The following is a 17,425-nucleotide window of genomic DNA, read 5'->3' as shown; positions in this document are numbered from 1 at the left end:
GTCAAAGCGCTCCGTTATCGTCAGACTGTTACCCATGTCTGGCGACTATCCTGTTACCTATGTGTCCCGACCGTACCAGCGAGAGGTCCAACAAGGCACTCCACGCGACGGCTTCGCCGCGCGTGAGTTTTAGGCGTTGGACGGCAAAGCGGGTATGAGCGCCATCGCTAAATTCAGTCGCACTGCTCTGGCAGTAGCAGTCTTTTGGCTTGTCATAGCCGGCATTCTTGCGTTGCAGTTCTGGCCATCGGTGCCTCACACAGCGAAAGGCTGGGTCGCTTTCATTGCATTCGGCCCGCCGCTATACATGCTCGGTGAAGCATTCTCTGAGTGGCTATGGTCCACACGACCGGCGAGAGCATTAGCCGCCCATCCATCATCGGGCTTTCGCATACTTTTTGGGGTCGTTATCGGGGCCGCCGTTTTCGTGGGCGGCGTTCTTCTATCTCTGCATTTCGGTTGGCAATGATGCCGTCCAACCAGGCACTCCAGACGACGTATTTGCCTTCGCTTCGCTATGGCAAATTCGCGCCTGAGCATGGGCGTTGGACCGCTGAAGAAAGGGCATGACACAGGTTGGGTCCGTAAATCAGATCCTCCGCGTAGACCACGCCGGGGAGCGTGGTGCCATCAGCATTTACAGAGCGCAGCTGCTTGTATCGAAAGCCTTGAATCGAAGATGCGTTCCCGCCCTTCAAGAAATGCTGGAGCATGAGTATCGCCATCATCAGGCTTTTGAGTCGCTGCTAAAGGCCCGGGGCGTCGGGCACTGCTACGCCATCACCTTGTGGGCGCTCGGCGGATTCGTGTTGGGCACTATTACGGCGCTTTTGGGGGAGAGGGCTATCTGGGTCTGCACGTCAGCAATCGAAAATACAGTTAATGAGCATCTGGAGCATCAGGTGGCTTTTCTGGCCAGCGCAGACCCTGAGGCATTGGCCGCAGTAGAGTCCATCCGCTTTGATGAGCAGGCACATGAAGAACACGCTGTAAACAACGGCGGTGCAAGTGGTGGGTTATATCGCATACTGCATGGCATAGTGCGGGGCGTAACCTCCTTCGCTATTTGGCTTTCTACAAAGCTCTAGGTGCTCATATGTGTGTAACGCGGTCCAACCATCGGTTCCACGCGATGTCCCAGCCTCCGCGGCTTCGCCGCTTCGGCCGGGCCGCGCGTGAACCGGGGCGTTGGACCGCATGAAACCTTTTACAAAAGAAGAGGAAGCGCTCGGAGCGTGGCTCAGCATTGAATGTGCTGCTCTTGGCGTGGAATGTCATGCCTTAGAGGTTGCAGGCCGTGGTCGTGACCGCTGGCCCGCATATCTGCCTCACTTTGGTGGGCCTCACGGGATGGTCGTTGGTTCCGTCAATGCTCACTACGCATCGCCAGAACCTATGTATGTGAGTCTTGTAAATCCCAGCAGTTATTTAGGCAACAATCGGCAACTGCTCCAAGAAACCTTAGATGACTGGGGTTGGTTCGGTCCACCGGGAAGGCGGCCAGTTTGGTACACAGGCGTCGCGTGGGGCGAAGCAGTCCAACTAGGTGCTCAACGCGACGAACCCGCCTCCGGCGGGTCCGCGCGTTAGCCTGGCGTTAGAGCCATGATTAATCGATTCCGTATTTTCCTGTTTGCTGTTACTTGTTTTGCGCTGACCGACGCGAATGCACAGGGCGCGTACCCGGCAGAAAATCAGAGCTACTTCGAAAACGGTTCCGTCATTGAAAGTCGCCTGGGCAAACTCGCTGCAATAGAGGGTGTCATTCTCCGCATCGCCAAAGGTCCCAAAGACAAGCCCATGTACCAAGTCTCGCTACCTCCCCCAGTCTCCACGACAATCTGGGTGGCTAGCTTGTTTTCGGACTCAAACGGTGTCTTGGAGGTAGGCGATAATCTTCGCGTCCTTGGCTTCCTACAGACGGTTAAATCGGATGACTCGTGGACTGCCTCGGTCACGACCGATAAGGCCCACATGCTAGGCTTCTGCTTCATTGATATTCCAAAAGAAAAATCTCTTTTTTTGCCTGCGGGGATTGAGCAATGCAAAGAGTGGCGCTCAGGAACCATACCAGAGCAATGAGAGTGTGAACTGCCGGACAGATAGGTAATAAAAAGGTCCGGAGACATGGGTAACTGGACCGACCAGACTTTCATAGCCACTTGAAAGCCGTTTAGCAGACAACGCCTCTCAAACGTCCGCGGGACAGGTCATCGGCGCGATGATCGGCTTTCTGTTGAGGCGCGTCATCGCGTGACTTTGGACGCTGGCTGGGGCGTCATCGTTCTGGGTGACTGAAGTCTGGGCGGGCTTCAGGTCCTTTAGGCACGGATTTCGTGCCGCCTACATGGACTTTCAAGCGACTGATTCCGGGGCTGTTGCAGCTGCTGACGCTGTGCCGATGCCGCGCATCTCGTGACGGCCATTGATGCCGTCCACATCGTCGCTGACGCGGCTAATGCGTAGGCCAACCCCAATTTGGGGGCTGCGCCGAGTGGCCATTCTTTCCCATGCTCAGTTCGAGTGGAGTCGATGCGCTGGCGGTGCATCGATGTCTGTCATTCGAGTGGGTTCAGGGGATCAGAATCATGAAGCGAGCATGTGTCTGGCTACCGGCGATCATGGTGGCGGCGGGAATGTCGGCCTGCGGTGGCGGTGGCGGGTCTTCGGGAAGTGATACCGGTGGCGGTGGTTCCGGTGATGGGGGTTCGGGTGGCGGTTCGGGTACGACGTATGTTTACAGCGGGACGGTGACGGCACCATCGAGCGATGTGGCGATGCTGCAGTCGCCGTCGATGTTGGATCGGGCGTTGTCGCTGATGGTGCCGAGCGCTGCGGCGGCGGTGAACGGCCTGCAGCCGGTTTCGCAGGCGACGGTCGAACTGGTCGATCTGCAGACGGATGAAGTGTACGGCTCGGCGGTCACCGACAGCAGCGGCGCTTATGAGCTGAGCGGCACGGCGGAACCGGCGGGCAATCTGGTGCTGCGCGTACAGGGCAGCAGCACCATGCGTGCACCGGCGTCGGCGGCGGCCGTCGACATCAATCCGGTAACGGAGGCGGTGGTGCGGAGCATGGCCGATGCCGTGGCTGCCGGTTCGCACACTTATGCCGACTACGCGCCGGCGCAGCTGACGGCCAGCGTCAGCTATCTGTCGGATCAGGACGTCGACCTCAGCGACGCGACAACGGTCGACGATGCCGTCGCCGCCTACGAGGACGCGGTGGCCGACGTCGATGCGGTGGTCGACGATGCGACCGTCACGCCGAACAGTGGCTTCAGTGGCACCTACGGCATGCTTGGTGTGGCGACGGAAATGTTCGCGCTGAGCGGCCGTGCGGACAAGAGTGACAACGGCTCGGTGTCGGTGGGCACCTACGGGCTGACGCTCGATGTCGGTGACGACAGGCTGACGCCGTCCGGCTCGTCGGAGTTCCGCGAGCTGGGGCTGACGGTGGCGACCGGCGGCCTGCGGGTGTCCAAGGAAACCTGGACCAATGACGAGAGTGGCAGCGCGCCGTATACGCTCAGCGGCAATACGATCTACATGGGCGGCGCGTCCGGTCAGGTTTCGCTGGACGGCGAAGTGGTGGTTGCCGAGACCGGTTCGACTGAGCAGACCACGCTGAGTAGCGGCGAGGTGACGATGGTTCGTGATCGCAATCTGCTGTTTGGCTTTCGGCAGCCGTCGTCGGGTGCGCCGACGTTATCCGGAAGCTACACGCTGATCGGCCTCGGCAGCGGCTTTTACTGGTCGAATGGCGCGGACAATGACTACCTGGAAGGCCTGTTGCTGTCCGATGTCGGCTCGATGGCGATCAGCAACGGCACGGCGACGTTCAATGTCACGGAGTCGGAGACCGACGTGCCCTTGAGCACGACCGATACACTCGTCGACGACACCAGCACATCGAGCTTCTCGGCGCCGATCTCGGCCGCCGCCGATGGCAGCGTGGTGTTGACTGCAGGTAGCGACAGCATCACCGGGCAAGCGAGCGCCGACGGCGATCTGATCGCGCTCAACGAACTCAGCGATGAGGGCAATCTGGTGTTGTCGCAGCTGTATCTTGCGGTCCGGCAGGGCAGCGGCTGCAGCATCGGTGCCATCGCCGGCACGTATCGCACCATCGGCTATGGACCTGCGTTCGACAGCACCCAGCAGCTGCTCAACGTGTCCAGCGCGCGCGGTAAGCTGCAGATTCAAAACGGCGGGACGGCGACTTACGCTGATACCACGCGCGATGTCGACCTGGGTATTTCAACGTCGGCGACGGGTGAGGAAACGCATTTCTGGACGGAAGCGGCGAATCACAGCACCAGAACCAGCCTGAGCGTGTCGGTGGCGTCGGATTGCACAGTAACGGCGACTCAGGGCTCCGACCAGATCACCGGCGCCGTGACGGCGGACGGCAATGTGATGGTGCTCGTGGCCAAAGGTGCCACCAGCGGCAAGAGCACGCGTGACGTGATCGTGGCGATACGCCAGTAAGTCGCATGGTGCGAAGTGCCCGCTGCGCGCCTCGGGTGACCGGGTGTGCAGCGGGCTTGTTTCGTTGACGTCAGGGCTTACGGCAGTAGCGACACGACTTCGACGGCGGGGAGTGCGGTGTCGCCTTGATCGGCCCAATGCCGATGATTGAAGACCTGGCCTTCGTTGCGCACCTTCATCACGGCCGCGAGATCGACGTCGGCATAAATCCACGCCGGCTGATCGAGGCGTCCTTCGACGATCACGCCGGAGTCGGGGAAACCGCGATCCGGTGGGCCGAACACGCCGGCGCGGCCGGTGTTGACGTCGATCGCCGCTGACCATGGCGCGTTGCCGACCAGCGGGCTTTGCGCGACGTAACACTGGTTTTCCAGTGCGCGCGCCTGGCAGCCGACGCGCACACGGTAGTAACCGGCCAGCGTGTCGGTGCAACTCGGCGCGACAATCAGCTCGGCACCAGTTTCGCATTGCGCGCGGGCCAGCAACGGAAATTCCACGTCGTAGCAGATGTTGATCGCCACCATGCCGAGCGGCGTGCGGAACACCTTGAGCGGTGTCGTCGCCGCGTCGATGTTCCAGCTCTCGCGCTCGAAGCGCGTCATGATCTGTTTGTCCTGGAAATCCACGCCATGCGGCGTGCAAAACCAGGCGCGATTGACGACCACATCATCACTCAGCCGCCACGGGAAGCTGCCGGCGACGATGTGCACGCCCAGTTGGCGCGCCAGCCGCAGGTGCAGGGCAAGGTAGTCGTCGCGTAGCGTCTGTAGCGCGTCGACCTGGGCGATCAGGTCATTGCGCGTGGCATCGTCGAACACGGCGGCCAGACTCATGGCGGCGTATTCGGGGAAGACCAGCAACTCGGCACCCTGTGCGGCGGCATCGGCCGTCCACTGTTCGATCTGCGTCGCGGCCTGCAGCCAGTCGCTCGGTTCGGAAACCGGATATTGGGCGAGCGCGAGCTTCACGCGGCGGATTCCAGCAAGCGCATCCAGAAGGTCATCGGCTTCGGCGTCGACTCGGTCTGCCCGACATCGGGCCACGACAGTGTGGTTTGCAGCGCCGGCGCCTTGCGATAGCCGCGCTTGTGCCAGAACGCATCGTTGGGCACGTAGTCCGCCGGTTTGCGTGGGTCGTCCTCGCCGCGTTCGACGGCGCAGAACGCGCAGCTCGTCAGGCCGTGCTCGCGCGCGTGCGCCTCGCGCAGTTCGAAGAACTTCACGCCGATGCCGCGACCCCGATACTCGCGCATCAGGACCGACTCGCCGAAGTAGTCGATCGGCGCCAGATCGAGCCCGGCGTCGAGGAACGGCTGCTGCATGTCGCGCGGGGCATCCACCAGCGGCAGCACGGTCGAGGCGCCGACGCAGCGCTCGCCGTCCCAGACCAGCACCGCCAGCGCGCGTGGGCAGTTCACGTAAACCTGCAAGTATTTCGCCTCGTACTCGCGCGTACCTTCGTACAGATACGGCCAGTCATGAAAGACCGTGCAGCGCATCTCGGCAAGGGCGTCGAGGTGGCGGGCGATGTCGGGTCCGTGCAGCGATTCGATGCGGAGGCTCATGCGCGATAGCTTATCGCCACGCGCGGCGTTTGCGTTGCCCCTGTTGACGTGCCTCGATACACCGCCTTCGGCGGCACTCGGCATGAACGGGCGGGGATACGTCCGGGTTTTTTGCCTTTGCGGTTCCCCGAGTGATTGCGCAGCGATCGGATCGAGGCTTTGCACGTACAGAGAGCATCGGGGGCTCGCATCATGCGCTGCGCGTGCCTCGATACACCGCCTTCGGCGGCACTCGGCATGAACGGGTGGGGATACGCCCGGGCTTTTTGCCTTTGCCGTTCCTCCGAAATGATTGCGCAGCGACCGGATCGAGCGGATGCACGTACAGAGCGCATCAGGCCTCGCATCATGCGCTGCGCGTGCCTCGATACACCGCCTTCGGCGGCACTCGGCATGAACGGGTTGGGATATGCTCAGGTTCTTTTGCTTTTGCCGTTCCCCCCGAGTGATCGCGCAGCGATCGTATCGAGGGGCTCTGTGCGTGAAGTCGCCTCAGTCCGCCGTCAGTTCTTCGGCGAAGTGGCACGCCACCTGACTTCCGCCGACCGAACGCAGAGCCGGCACTTCCTCGGTGCAACGCGCCCGCGCATGTGGGCAGCGCGTGCGGAACACGCAGCCGGATGGCGGCGTGACCGGCGACGGCGGTTCGCCGCCCAGCGGCTTGGCCGGATGGGCGCGCGCGCGGCGCGGGTCGGGGTCCGGGATCGCCGCGATCAGCGCGCGTGTGTACGGGTGTTGCGGCGCGCGATACAAGGCGTCGCGGTCGGCCAGTTCCATGACGCGGCCGAGGTAGAGCACCATCACGCGATGGCTGATGTGGCGCACGGCGGCGAGATCGTGCGCGACGAACAGTAGCGACAGGCCCATTTCTTCCTGCAGGTCCTGCAGCAGATTGATGATCTGCGACTTGATCGACACATCGAGCGCGGAGACCGGCTCGTCGCAGACCACCAGTTCCGGCTCGAGCACCAGCGCGCGGGCGATGCCGATGCGCTGCGCCTGGCCGCCGGAGAATTCGTGCGCGTAGCGGTTGATCTGATTGGGGAGCAGGCCGACGCGCTGCATCATCGCCAGTACGCGCTGGCGGCGCTCGTCACGCGGCATGGTCGAGCTGAAGAAGGCGCGCAGCGGCTCGCCGATGATCTCGCCGACGGTCATGCGCGGATTCAGCGACGCCAGCGGGTCCTGGAAGATCGGCTGCAGCGCGCGGCGGCGCTGACGCATCGCTTCGGCATCGAGGCGCAACAGGTCTTCGCCCTGAAAGCTGATCTGTCCGCCGCTGGCCGGCGTCAGGCGCAGGATGGCGCGCGCCAGCGACGACTTGCCACAGCCGGATTCGCCGACGATGCCCAGGGTTTCGCCGCGCGCCAGCTCGAAGCTGACGCCGCCGACGGCGTGCAGGACGCGCCGCGCGCCGAACCAGCCGTCGCGGCCCAGATCGAATTGCACGCGCAGGTCGCGGACCGACAGCAATGCATTGCTCATGCGACCACCCTCGCGCTGACTTCAAGTGTCGCAGTGCGCATGAGAGAGCCTGCTCCCGCACCCATTTGCGCTGCGCGCAAAACACCGTGTCGCATGCTCATGCTTCCACCTTCGCACTGACTTCAAGTGTCGCAGTGCGCATGAGAGAGCCTGCTCCCGCACCCGTTTGCGCTACGCGCAAAACACCGTGTCGCATGCTCATGCCAAGACCTCCGGGGCGTCGGCCAGCGGGCCGTCGTAGAAGCAGGCTTTGCGGTGTGTGCCGGCGACGGTTTCAAGCGTCGGCATTTCGGCGTCGCAACGTGGCATGTGGTAGGCGCAGCGTGGCGCGAACGGACAGCCTCGGGGTAGTTGCGCGAGATTGGGCGGGTTGCCGGGGATGGTTGCGAGGCGTGCGGCGCGGTCTTCACCGAGACGCGGGATCGCGCGGCGCAGACCCTCGGTATATGGATGGCGGCTGCGGTAGAAGATGTCGTCGACATCGCCGCGCTCGACGATGCGGCCGCCGTACATGACGGCGACGCGATCGGCGATCTGCGCGACCACGCCGAGGTCGTGCGTGACCATGACGACGGCGGTGCCGAAACGCTGCCGCAGCTCCTGCAGCAGTTCGAGAATCTGCGCCTGCACGGTGACGTCCAGCGCCGTGGTCGGCTCGTCGGCGAGGATCAGCTCCGGTTCGCAGATCAGCGCCATCGCGATCATCACGCGCTGGCGCATGCCGCCGGACAGTTCGTGCGGGTATTGGTCGAGGCGGCGCTCGGGCTCGGTCAGGTGCACGGCGCGCAGCATCTCGACGGCGCGCGCGCGTGCCGCTGCCGCTGTGGTCTTGCGGTGGCGTTGCAGGCCTTCGGTGAGCTGGCGGCCGATGCGCAGATGCGGGTTCAGCGCCGTCATCGGGTCCTGGAAGATCATCGAGATGCGGTCGCCGCGGATGCGTCCCAGCTCGTTCTTGCCGGCGCCGACCAGCTCGGTGCCGCGATAGCGGATGCTGCCGCGCAGCCGGCCGTTCTTGGCGTTGAGGCCGAGCAGCGCGAGCAGAAGCTGCGACTTGCCGGAGCCGGATTCGCCGACGATGCCGACGAACTCGCCAGCATGGATGTCGAGATCGAGGCCGGTGCCGGCGCGGACCAGACCATCGGGCGTCGTGAATTCGATGTCGAGGCTGCGAACTTCGATCAGCGCTTCGGACGTCATGTCAGCGGTCCTTCGGGTCGAGCGCGTCGCGCAGCCCGTCGCCGATGTAATTCATGCTGTAGATGATCGCGGCGAGGAACAGCGACGGCACGATCAGCAGATACGGATAGGCCTGCAGGTCGCTGGCGCCGTCGGAGACCAGCGCACCGAGCGAGGTCATCGGCGGCTGCACGCCGAGGCCGAGAAAGCTCAGGAAGGCCTCGAACAGGATCAGCGTCGGAATCGTCAGCGTCACGTAGATGACGACGATGCCGAGCAGATTGGGAATCAGGTGTCGGAACAGGATGCCGGGCGTGCGGACGCCGGACGCGCGTGCCGCGTCGATGAATTCGCGGTGTTTCAGCGCCAGCGTCTGACCGCGAACGATGCGCGCGATGTCCAGCCACGACACGGCGCCGATGGCGACGAAGATCAGGATCAGCTCACGGCCGAACACCACCAACAGCACGATGACGAACGGGATGAACGGCACCGAATAAAGGATGTCGACGATGCGCATCATCACCGTGTCGATCAGCCCGCCGGCGTAGCCGGCGACGGTGCCCCAGAGCACGCCGATCACCAGGCTGACAAGACTGGCGACGACGCCGACCATCAGTGAGATGCGGCAGCCCCAGGCGACGCGTACCAGCAGATCGCGACCGAGGCCGTCGGTGCCGAGCCAGTGCCCGCTGGCCAAGCCCGGCGGCAGATTCAGTGCCGTCCACTGCGGGGTGTAGTAGTCCCACGGCGACAGCAGCGGCATCAGCACCGCGAACAGCACGATGGCGGCGAACACGAACAGACTGACCATCGCCGCGCGGTTGCGGCGCAGGCGGCGCCAGGCTTCCTGCCAGAGACTGCGGCCTTCGACCGTGCTCTGCACGACTTGCTCGACGGCCTCGCCGGTGGTAGCCGCGGCGCGGGCGACGGCGCTGTGTGCATGCAGCTTGCGCATTGCGTCCAGCGGTTTGGACTCGTCTTGGTTTTCCATTACAAGCGGATCCGCGGGTCGAGCAGGGCGTAGGCCAGATCGGCCAGCAGGTTGAACAGCAGGATCAGCGCACCGTAGAGAATGGTCACGCCGAGGACGACCGTGTAGTCGCGGTTCAGTGCGCCGTCGACGAAATAGCGGCCGATGCCGGGCAGGCCGAAAATGGTTTCGATGACGATGGAGCCGGTGATGATGCCGACCACCGCCGGGCCGAGGAACGAGACCAGCGGCATCAGCGCCGGCTTGATCGCGTGGCGCAGGACGATGGTGCGCAGCGGCAGGCCCTTGGCATGCGCGGTGCGGATGAATGGACTCCCGAGCACCTCGACCATGCTGCCGCGCATTAGTCGCGCCACGTAGGCGGTATACGGCGCAGCCAATGCCAGGGCCGGCAGTACCAGGTGGCTGGGGTCGCCGCCCGACCAGGCGCCGGCCGGCAGCCAATGCAGCGTCACTGCGAAAATCAGGATCAGCACCGGTGCGATGACGAACGACGGAATCGAGATGCCGAGCATCGCGATGCCCATCGGCAGGTAATCCCAGACGCTGTTTTGTCGCAGTGCGGCGAGGATGCCGATCGCGGTGCCGAAGATCAGCGCCAGTGCGAGCGCGATGCTGCCGATACCGACGTCGACCGGAAAGCCCTCGGCGATCAGGTCGTTCACCCGCGTGCCGCGATACTGATACGACGGCCCGAAGTCGCCGTGCAGGATCTGCACGAGGTAGCGGCCGTATTGCTCGTAAAGCGGTTCGTCGAGGTGGTAGGTGTGCTCGATGCTCTTTTTGATTTCCGGCGGCAGCGCCTTTTGCGCATCGAAGGGGCCGCCGGGCGCCGCGTGCAGCAGCACGAAGGCGAGCGAGATGATCACCAGCATCGTCGGGATCGCGCCGAGCAGGCGGCGCAGCGTATAGCGCAGCACCTCAGTGGCCCTCGTGCTGCAGCACGACCATGTAGCGCGACAGGTTGCGGTCGAGCACGTTGTCCTTCCAGCCTTTCAGATACGGCTTCACCAGGTGGGTGGTCGGGTAGTAGTAAAACGGAATGTAAGCGCCGTCGTCGTTGAGAATCTGCTCGGCCTGATGGAACAGGCGATAGCGTTCGGCGTTGTCGGGCGAGGCCTGCGCGCGTGCCAGCAGCGCCTCGAACTTGGGGTCGTAGTAATCACCGTAGTTCTGTGCGAAGCCCTTCTGGAATAGCTGCATGAAGGTGAACGGGTCGGGGTAGTCGCCGATCCAGGCATTCCAGAAAAAGATGGGCTGCTTCATCTGCAGGCGTTGCAGCAGCACCTTCCACTGCACGTCGTAGAGCTGGACGTTGGCGCCGAGATTGATGCGCCACATCGCGGCGATCGCGTCCATGAAGCGACGCACCGACGGACCGCTGGTCGGGTAGGTCAGCACCACGTTGAGTGGGTGTTTGTCGGAGTAGCCGGCTTCGTGATAGAGCTTGCGCGCCAGCGCGTGGCGGTCGTCGTCGGACAGCTTTGCCCAGTCCGGAATCGCCGGGGTATAGCCGGCCAGCGGTGGGATCATGTTGTAGGCCGGCGTGGCGATGCCGTGCTCGATGTAGCGCGTGATGATCTTGCGGTCGATCGCCATGCTCATCGCGCGGCGCAGCTTCGGGTTGTCCTTGAACGGCGGCACGGCGTTGTTGAAGCCGAGCATGACCGTGCCGAAGTAAGGACCGTGCACGACCTGATCGCCCAGTGCCTTGGTCAGCCGCTCGGTGTCCGAGGCGACGAAGCGATTGGTCCAGTCCAGCTCACCGGCCAGATAGCGCGAGGTCGCAGCTGAAGGATCGTTGATCGGGTAGTAGACGACCTTCTGGATCCGCACGTTTGCGGCGTCCCAGTAGTGCGGGTTTTTGAGTAGGGTGATGTGGCCGTTGATGACCGACTCGCTCAGCAGGAACGGCCCGTTCGAAATCATGTGGCCGGCCTGGATCCAGGCATCGCCCCACTGGTCGATCGCCGGTTTGTACAGTGGCGCCAGGTAGGCCATCGTCAACAGTTCAAGAAAGTACGGCGTCGGCGCCACCAGGTGCACGACCAGGGTGTGCGGGTCCGGCGCTTCGGCGCCGAGCTGGTCGACCGGCTTCTTGCCGGTGCTGATGTCGTAGGCATTGACGATGGGCGCCAGCGCCTGCGCGTATTCCGAGGCGGTGGCTGGCGCCACCGTGCGCCGCCAGCCGTAGATGAAGTCCTGCGCGGTGACCGGTTGGCCGTTCGACCACTGCGCGTCGTCGCGCAGATGGAAGGTCCAGGTCAGGCCGTCGGCGCTGATCTCCCACGAGGTCGCGACACCCGGCGCGATATGGCCGGCCTCGTCGATCGTGACCAGGCCCTCGAACAGATCGTCGAGCACATGCTGCGCCGGAATGCCGGTCGACAGCGACGGGTCCAGCGTGCGCGGCGAGCCCAGGATCTGCCGGCTCAGCACCTGTTCGGCGTCTGGCGCGGGCTGCGTGCCGACCTTGATCGCCGGTGCGGCCTGCGGCAGCGACGCGTCATCGTGCCGGCCGCAGGCGGCGAAAGCGAGGAGCGATAACAGCAAGGCCGGCAGCAGCGCGCGCCGCCCGGCGGGAGCATGGAGCGAAAACATTCGCGCTCAGAGTGCGTTTTTCAGCGAAAGTTCATTTTCGCGTCAGAACCCCGCACAAAGCGTGCCGATCGCCGCCAGATGCCGCTGGCGGGCGGGTTCGTGCGTGCCTCGATACACGAGCCTGCGGCTCGCACTCGGCATGAGCGTGATGGCGGCAGTTGCCCATGGGAGCGGCGTAAGCCGCGACCCGCACGGCTTCGGCACGCACCGAGGTCGCGGCTGGTGCCGCATCTGCAAGGGGATCGAGGGGCTGTTGCTGGCGTCGTCGTTGGAGACTGATCCGCGCTTGCGGCGTGTTTCGATGCACCGCGCGGCGCGCGGCGTGAGCGGTTCGGGAGAACCGCAAGACGCCTTGGGGGCTTTCGTAGGAGCGGCGCAAGCCGCGACCCGCACGGCTTTGGTACGCACCGAGGTCGCAGTTCACGCCGCTCCTGCAGGGAAGGGCGAGCGGCGCGACGGTTCGATGTGGCGATCGCGCTACGCGCCGACCTGCTTGAGCCAGTCTTCGAGGTTGTAGTAGTTGGTGATGCGCGCGACCTTGCCGTCGACGATGTCGAAGAACGCGCCGCCTGGCAGTTTGTAGGTCTGGCCTTTGGCGTCCGGCAGCCCGTCGTCGGTTTCCAGGTAGGTGCCGAGCACCGTGTACTCCGCCGCGGCGCGCGTGCCGTCGGCATTGGCCATGACCGTGATGTCGACGATCTGCTCGCGATAGCAGCGGTTCATGCGCTCGATGAACGCGCGAAACGCCGCCTTGCCGGATTCGCGGATGCCCTGATTGATGTCGTGCGCGACGTCATCGGTCAGCAGCGAGAAGAAGCCCTGCCAGTCGCCTGCGTTGAAGGCGGCGTAGTAATGCTCGATCAGCTTGGTCGTTTCGGCGGTCATGGCGGTCGTCAATGGAAATTGCGCGCAGTGTACTCGCGGCGAAGCTGCGGGCGTCGCGCTTTAGTTGAAATGAAAGGAAATCGTGAAGTTCAGCGCATCGGCCGGCAGATTTCGCGGCGGCGGCGGAAACGGGGCGGCCTGGCGCACGCAGCGCAGCGCCAGCTCGTCGAGCAGGCGGTTGCCGCTCGAGCGCGCCAGCGAGGCCGAGAGCAGGGCACCGGAACGGTCCAGCGAGAACTGCAGCAGTGCTTCGCCGGTGAGGTGGATGCCGGGCGGACGCGCGGCGGCGATGCGCGTCCATAGCGCCATCCGATACGCATCGCTGGTGCGGGCGATGCCCTCGGCAGCCGGCGGCGGGAGTGACGGTGCCGCGGCGGCCGGTGCTGGCGGCGTTGCAGGTGCTGTCGTTGGCGCCGCCCGGGCGATCGGTGGGGCGATCGCCAACGCCGGCAGCGATGGCGCGAGCGGCTTCGGCACCGGAGCCAGCTGCGGCTGTGATATCGGCGCCGGTGTCAGGACGGCGGACTTGGGCGCGGCGATGATGTGGACCTGCAGCGCGTCGGCGGTATTGTGGTGGATGTGCCGTCCGACCTTGCTGCCGAACACCAGCACTGCAACGGCGCCGACATGCAACAACAACGTCAGCGCGACGCCGATGAGCGGCCCGCGGCCGCCCCCTGCCAACCGCGGCGCAGCGCGGCTGGCAGGGGGCACGGCGCGGTCGCCGACACAGCGCACGTCGCCGCTCAGAACGTCAGGCCCAGCCCGACGTTGAACGAACGGCCGCGGCCGGGCACCGGGCGCAGCACGCCGGTGGCGTCGAAGTCGCCGATCGACTGTCCGCCGAGCGGCAGTGCGTACTGCTTGTCGAATGCGTTATCGACGCCGACGTCGACGTGGTAGTGCTGCCAAGCGTAGCGTGTCGCCAGATTCAGCAGCGTATAGCCGCCGGTCTTCGGTTCGACGCGCGTGGCATCCGCGTCGTGTTTGGCATCGACCATTTGCAATTCGACCTGACTGTGCCAGCCGCCGAGTTCATGATGCAGCGCCAATGTCGCGTTGAGCGGCATCTGGTGGTAGAGCGAGCCGCCGTCGTCGCGATTCTTGCCGCGCGTCCACGAGGCGGTGGCCTGCAGTTCGGTACGGCCGAGGCTGCTTGAATCCGTGAGGCGCAGCGCGCCCTTCATGTCGAGTCCGTACAACTCGGCGTCGACGTTCGTGAATTGCAACTGCGAGAAGCCATTCGATAGATCGGCGAGTTTCTGCACGTCGATGTAGTCGTGGACATAGGTGTAGTACGGCGTCATGCGCAGCGACCACGGCATCTTGCCGTGACCGTCGAGTTGCAGCGTGGCGCTGACGGTGTCGGCTTGTTCCGGATCGAGATCGAGATTGCCGACATAGCCATTACCATCACCGAACCAGCCGATCATGCGGCTGGACATCGAACCACGGCCCCAGGCATAGCGCTCGTAGAGGTTCGGCGAGCGGGTCTTGTGCGCGTAGCCGAACTCGATCGTCGCCATCTCGCTGGCTTGGTAGCGCAGCAATGCGGTGGCATCGACGTTGATGTCGTGCTTCTTGTGCGACTGCGCGTTGAAGGTCTCGGCGGCGGCCGCGTCGGCCGCGCTCATCGTGCTGGTCGTCGAGTACGGCTGTACGTCGCCAGTGTTCATCCACACGGTGTCGTTGCGCACGCCGAACAGCGTCGTCCACTGCGGGTTCCACTTCGACTGCAATTCCGCATAGGTGCCGAGGCGGGTGCGATGACCGCCGTTGACGTTCACGAATGTGTCCGGGCCCATCATCATGCTGCCGTCGACGGGCGGCCAATAGTCGTTCATCGAAATACGCTGCAACTCGTTGCCGACACGCAGGGTATTGCGCGCCGACAGCAAGATGTCGGCTTTGACGACGTAACCGGCGGTGCGCACATTGGTGTTCATCGGCATGCCGCCGTCGTCGGTGCCGCCCTTGTCCTTGAGGAAGTTCATCTTGTGCTGGATGTTGCGGTAGTACGCGCTAGCGTCGACGCTGCCCCAGCCGAAGATGTCGCGCCAGCGGCCATTGGTGTGGACCGAGCGGTTGAACGTCATGTCCATGTATTGGTTTGGGAAGCCCTCGTACGGCGCGTGCTGCACGCCGCCCTGCAGCTCGAACAGGCCGTAGTCGTTCTGCGTCGCCAGATTCAGGGTTTGGTCGAACTTCTCGTACTCGGTCGAATGCACGGTGCTACCGTCGCCGGCTTCGTAGTTGCGCGAGCGCACCGCCGAGCCGGCGTAGTCGGCATGCCATCGGTCGTTGGCCAGCACCGCCGTGATCGCGCCGCCGACCCCATCGCCGTTGCTGCGATAGAAAGCGTCGGCCGAGCCGCCAAATAGCGTCTGCCCTGACACGGCGAAGCGCGGATCGGCGGTCTCGACGGCAATCGTGCCGCCGATGCTGTCGCCGCCGGCGCTGACCGGCGTGATGCCGGCCATCACCGTGATCTGCTTGATCGTCTGCGGGTCGGTGTACGACAGCGGCGGGTTCATGTGGTTGGGGCAACCGTCGGCGATCTGTACACCGTCGACGGCGATCTTCACACGGTCGTCGCTCAGGCCGCGCAGCGTCGGCAGGCTGGAAACGCCGCCGGCGCCAAAGCTGGCGACGCCAGGCAAGTCGTCGAGCAGGCCGGCGGTGTCGCTGCTGCCGACGCTGTCGCGACGCAGCGCGTCGGCGGATTTCGTGTCGCTGGACAGCGTGCCGTCGAGCGGTGTCGCCGGGCGCTGCGAGTCGATCGCCACGTCGGGCAGTTCGGTGCTGTTCTGTGCATGTGCAGGCAGCGTAGTGAATGCCGCGACGGCGGCGGCGATGAGGTGGCGACGCGGCAGCGCCCGGGGGGCGCAGCGGCGCGCGTTCAATGAAATGGACATGTTCGGTTCCCTGTCTGCATGGCTTGCGGGCGTTCGGTGGCGAACGCTGGACGCGAAGGGCAGGAAGTGGCGGGTTCACGGTGCGGGCTTGGCGCAACGCTCGGCGGCGTCGCCCATGCCGCGCTCGCGAGCGCGACCGACGCATTGCCGGCCTGCACACGACGCTTCCTGCGATACGGCAGCCGGTTCGCCGGGGGCGGCGGCTGCGGTCCGGTTCAGCGTGACGGGAAGGGTGGCCCGGTGGCCGGTGGGCGCCGGTCGCCCTGCTTGTCGACGCGCGACGGCAACGCCGCGACCAACAGGAAGAACGGCGTGTCGTGCGTCAGTGCGAACGTCAGCCCGTAGCGGGCCACGCCATGCATCGCCGCGGCGGCGAATGCGCAAGCCTTGCCGGCGTCGGTGGCGGCGCCGTCGTCGCCGTCGCCGTGCTTCATCTGCATCGCTGCGTGCATGAGCCCGCCGCTGCAGAGCATAAAGCCGAAATCGTGCGTGCTGCCGCTGCGGCCGAGCATGTAGCCGTTTGGCACCAGACCGTGCGCCAGCATCGCAGCAAGCGCGAGCCAGATGGCGATAGCGGAGTGGCGGAAGCGAGCGATCAAGGTCGGTGATGCCGGCGCAAGCGCGCGGATGTGGTGACAAAGCCGGAGTCTAGCGAGGCCGCCGGGTTCATCACAGTGACAAAATGTCCATCTGACAGCTTGTTCATTGACCGGTGTCAATGATCATGGTGGCCGTGCCGCCGTCGCCGCCCTCGTGTCGGCCGCGGTGCTGGCATCGCTGGCGATTCCGGCGCGCCGTCGCTGCCGAGCGGCACGACGTGAATCTGCCCGTGACGAACGCCGCGCTCGGCAGTCAGCGCGCGGGCGTGCTGCAGCACCGCGCGATGCGGTCCCTGCAGCACCGTGACTTCCATGCACAGGTGCGAGTCGAGGTGCACGTGCAGGGTCGAGATGTTCAGGTCGTGATGTGCGTGCTGGTGGCCGATCAGGCGCCGGCTCAGGTCGAGTTCTTCGTGATCGTAGACGTAGGACGTGGCGGCGACGCACGGTGCCTGCGGGTCGTCGCCGAGCTGCTCGGCACCGAGCCGGTCGCGCAACAGGTCACGGATCGCCTCGGAACGGTTTTCGTAGCCGTGGCGCTGCGCCCAGGCTTCGAACTGCTCGCCCAGCTCGTCTTCTATCGAAATCGTGTAACGGCGCACGTGCGTCTCCGCGTGAATCCATTACGCGCAAATCGCCGTTTATGGGATGGCAATGCTGCGCGAAACGAATGTAGTATGAAGAAATAATAAATCGTCATAACGGCGATTTATGAA

Annotated in this window: 15 protein-coding genes; 3 read left to right on the top strand and 12 right to left on the bottom strand. The window is 64.5% G+C overall.

Annotated elements, in window-relative coordinates; all coding sequences use genetic code 11:
* Positions 1–566 precede the first annotated feature (566 nt).
* From G7Y82_RS18560 to G7Y82_RS18550, 3 genes are all read left to right on the top strand, one after another.
* Positions 567–1,088 (top strand): demethoxyubiquinone hydroxylase family protein, encoded by a 522-nt coding sequence (locus G7Y82_RS18560; protein WP_168149643.1) that lies wholly within the window; start codon positions 567–569, stop codon positions 1,086–1,088.
* Positions 1,089–1,605: 517 nt separating this feature from the next.
* Positions 1,606–2,082, top strand: a complete 477-nt coding sequence (locus G7Y82_RS18555) for a hypothetical protein (protein ID WP_168149642.1) — start codon at positions 1,606–1,608, stop codon at positions 2,080–2,082.
* A 506-nt stretch (positions 2,083–2,588) separates the two neighbouring features.
* On the top strand, positions 2,589–4,490 hold the full coding sequence (locus G7Y82_RS18550) for a hypothetical protein (protein WP_168149641.1): 1,902 nt from the start codon (positions 2,589–2,591) through the stop codon (positions 4,488–4,490).
* Between the two features lie 77 nt (positions 4,491–4,567).
* Here the strand turns inward: G7Y82_RS18550 and G7Y82_RS18545 are convergent, their stop codons facing one another.
* The 12 genes from G7Y82_RS18545 to nikR form a co-directional block, all read right to left on the bottom strand.
* Positions 4,568–5,458, bottom strand: a complete 891-nt coding sequence (locus G7Y82_RS18545; RefSeq protein ID WP_168149640.1) for a carbon-nitrogen hydrolase family protein — start codon at positions 5,456–5,458, stop codon at positions 4,568–4,570.
* On the bottom strand, positions 5,455–6,054 hold the full coding sequence (locus tag G7Y82_RS18540; protein ID WP_168149639.1) for a GNAT family N-acetyltransferase: 600 nt from the start codon (positions 6,052–6,054) through the stop codon (positions 5,455–5,457). Before G7Y82_RS18540 ends, G7Y82_RS18545 begins: the two co-directional genes overlap by 4 nt.
* 492 nt (positions 6,055–6,546) lie before the next feature.
* Positions 6,547–7,539 carry an ABC transporter ATP-binding protein gene (locus G7Y82_RS18535; RefSeq protein ID WP_168149638.1) on the bottom strand — a complete coding sequence of 331 codons (993 nt, stop codon included), beginning with the start codon at positions 7,537–7,539 and terminating at the stop codon, positions 6,547–6,549.
* Positions 7,540–7,737: 198 nt separating this feature from the next.
* Positions 7,738–8,736, bottom strand: coding sequence for an ABC transporter ATP-binding protein (locus tag G7Y82_RS18530; RefSeq protein WP_168149637.1), 999 nt, complete (start codon positions 8,734–8,736; stop codon positions 7,738–7,740).
* Between the two features lies 1 nt (position 8,737).
* Complete coding sequence (locus G7Y82_RS18525; protein ID WP_168149650.1) at positions 8,738–9,673, bottom strand: ABC transporter permease subunit; 936 nt, start codon at positions 9,671–9,673, stop codon at positions 8,738–8,740.
* Between the two features lie 35 nt (positions 9,674–9,708).
* Complete coding sequence (gene oppB / locus G7Y82_RS18520) at positions 9,709–10,629, bottom strand: oligopeptide ABC transporter permease OppB (RefSeq protein WP_168149636.1); 921 nt, start codon at positions 10,627–10,629, stop codon at positions 9,709–9,711.
* A gap of 1 nt (position 10,630) precedes the next feature.
* Complete coding sequence (locus tag G7Y82_RS18515; RefSeq protein ID WP_168149635.1) at positions 10,631–12,310, bottom strand: peptide ABC transporter substrate-binding protein; 1,680 nt, start codon at positions 12,308–12,310, stop codon at positions 10,631–10,633.
* A 477-nt stretch (positions 12,311–12,787) separates the two neighbouring features.
* Positions 12,788–13,195 carry a ketosteroid isomerase-related protein gene (locus G7Y82_RS18510; RefSeq protein ID WP_168149634.1) on the bottom strand — a complete coding sequence of 136 codons (408 nt, stop codon included), beginning with the start codon at positions 13,193–13,195 and terminating at the stop codon, positions 12,788–12,790.
* A gap of 60 nt (positions 13,196–13,255) precedes the next feature.
* Entirely contained in the window at positions 13,256–13,909 is a 654-nt protein-coding gene (locus G7Y82_RS21955; RefSeq protein ID WP_206370847.1) for an energy transducer TonB family protein, read from the bottom strand.
* Between the two features lie 32 nt (positions 13,910–13,941).
* A complete protein-coding gene (locus G7Y82_RS18500) occupies positions 13,942–16,110 on the bottom strand; it encodes a TonB-dependent receptor (protein ID WP_168149633.1) in 2,169 nt (722 codons plus the stop codon).
* 215 nt (positions 16,111–16,325) lie between these two features.
* Entirely contained in the window at positions 16,326–16,709 is a 384-nt protein-coding gene (locus G7Y82_RS18495; protein WP_168149632.1) for a DUF2946 family protein, read from the bottom strand.
* Positions 16,710–16,825: 116 nt separating this feature from the next.
* Positions 16,826–17,311, bottom strand: coding sequence for a nickel-responsive transcriptional regulator NikR (gene nikR / locus G7Y82_RS18490; protein WP_168149631.1), 486 nt, complete (start codon positions 17,309–17,311; stop codon positions 16,826–16,828).
* Positions 17,312–17,425 lie beyond the last annotated feature (114 nt).

It is taken from the genome of Solimonas marina (genome assembly GCF_012241385.1).
GTDB lineage: Bacteria > Pseudomonadota > Gammaproteobacteria > Nevskiales > Nevskiaceae > Solimonas > Solimonas marina.
The sequence above is the reverse complement of the archived record's forward strand: the minus strand, read 5'-3'. Positions and strand labels throughout refer to the sequence as shown.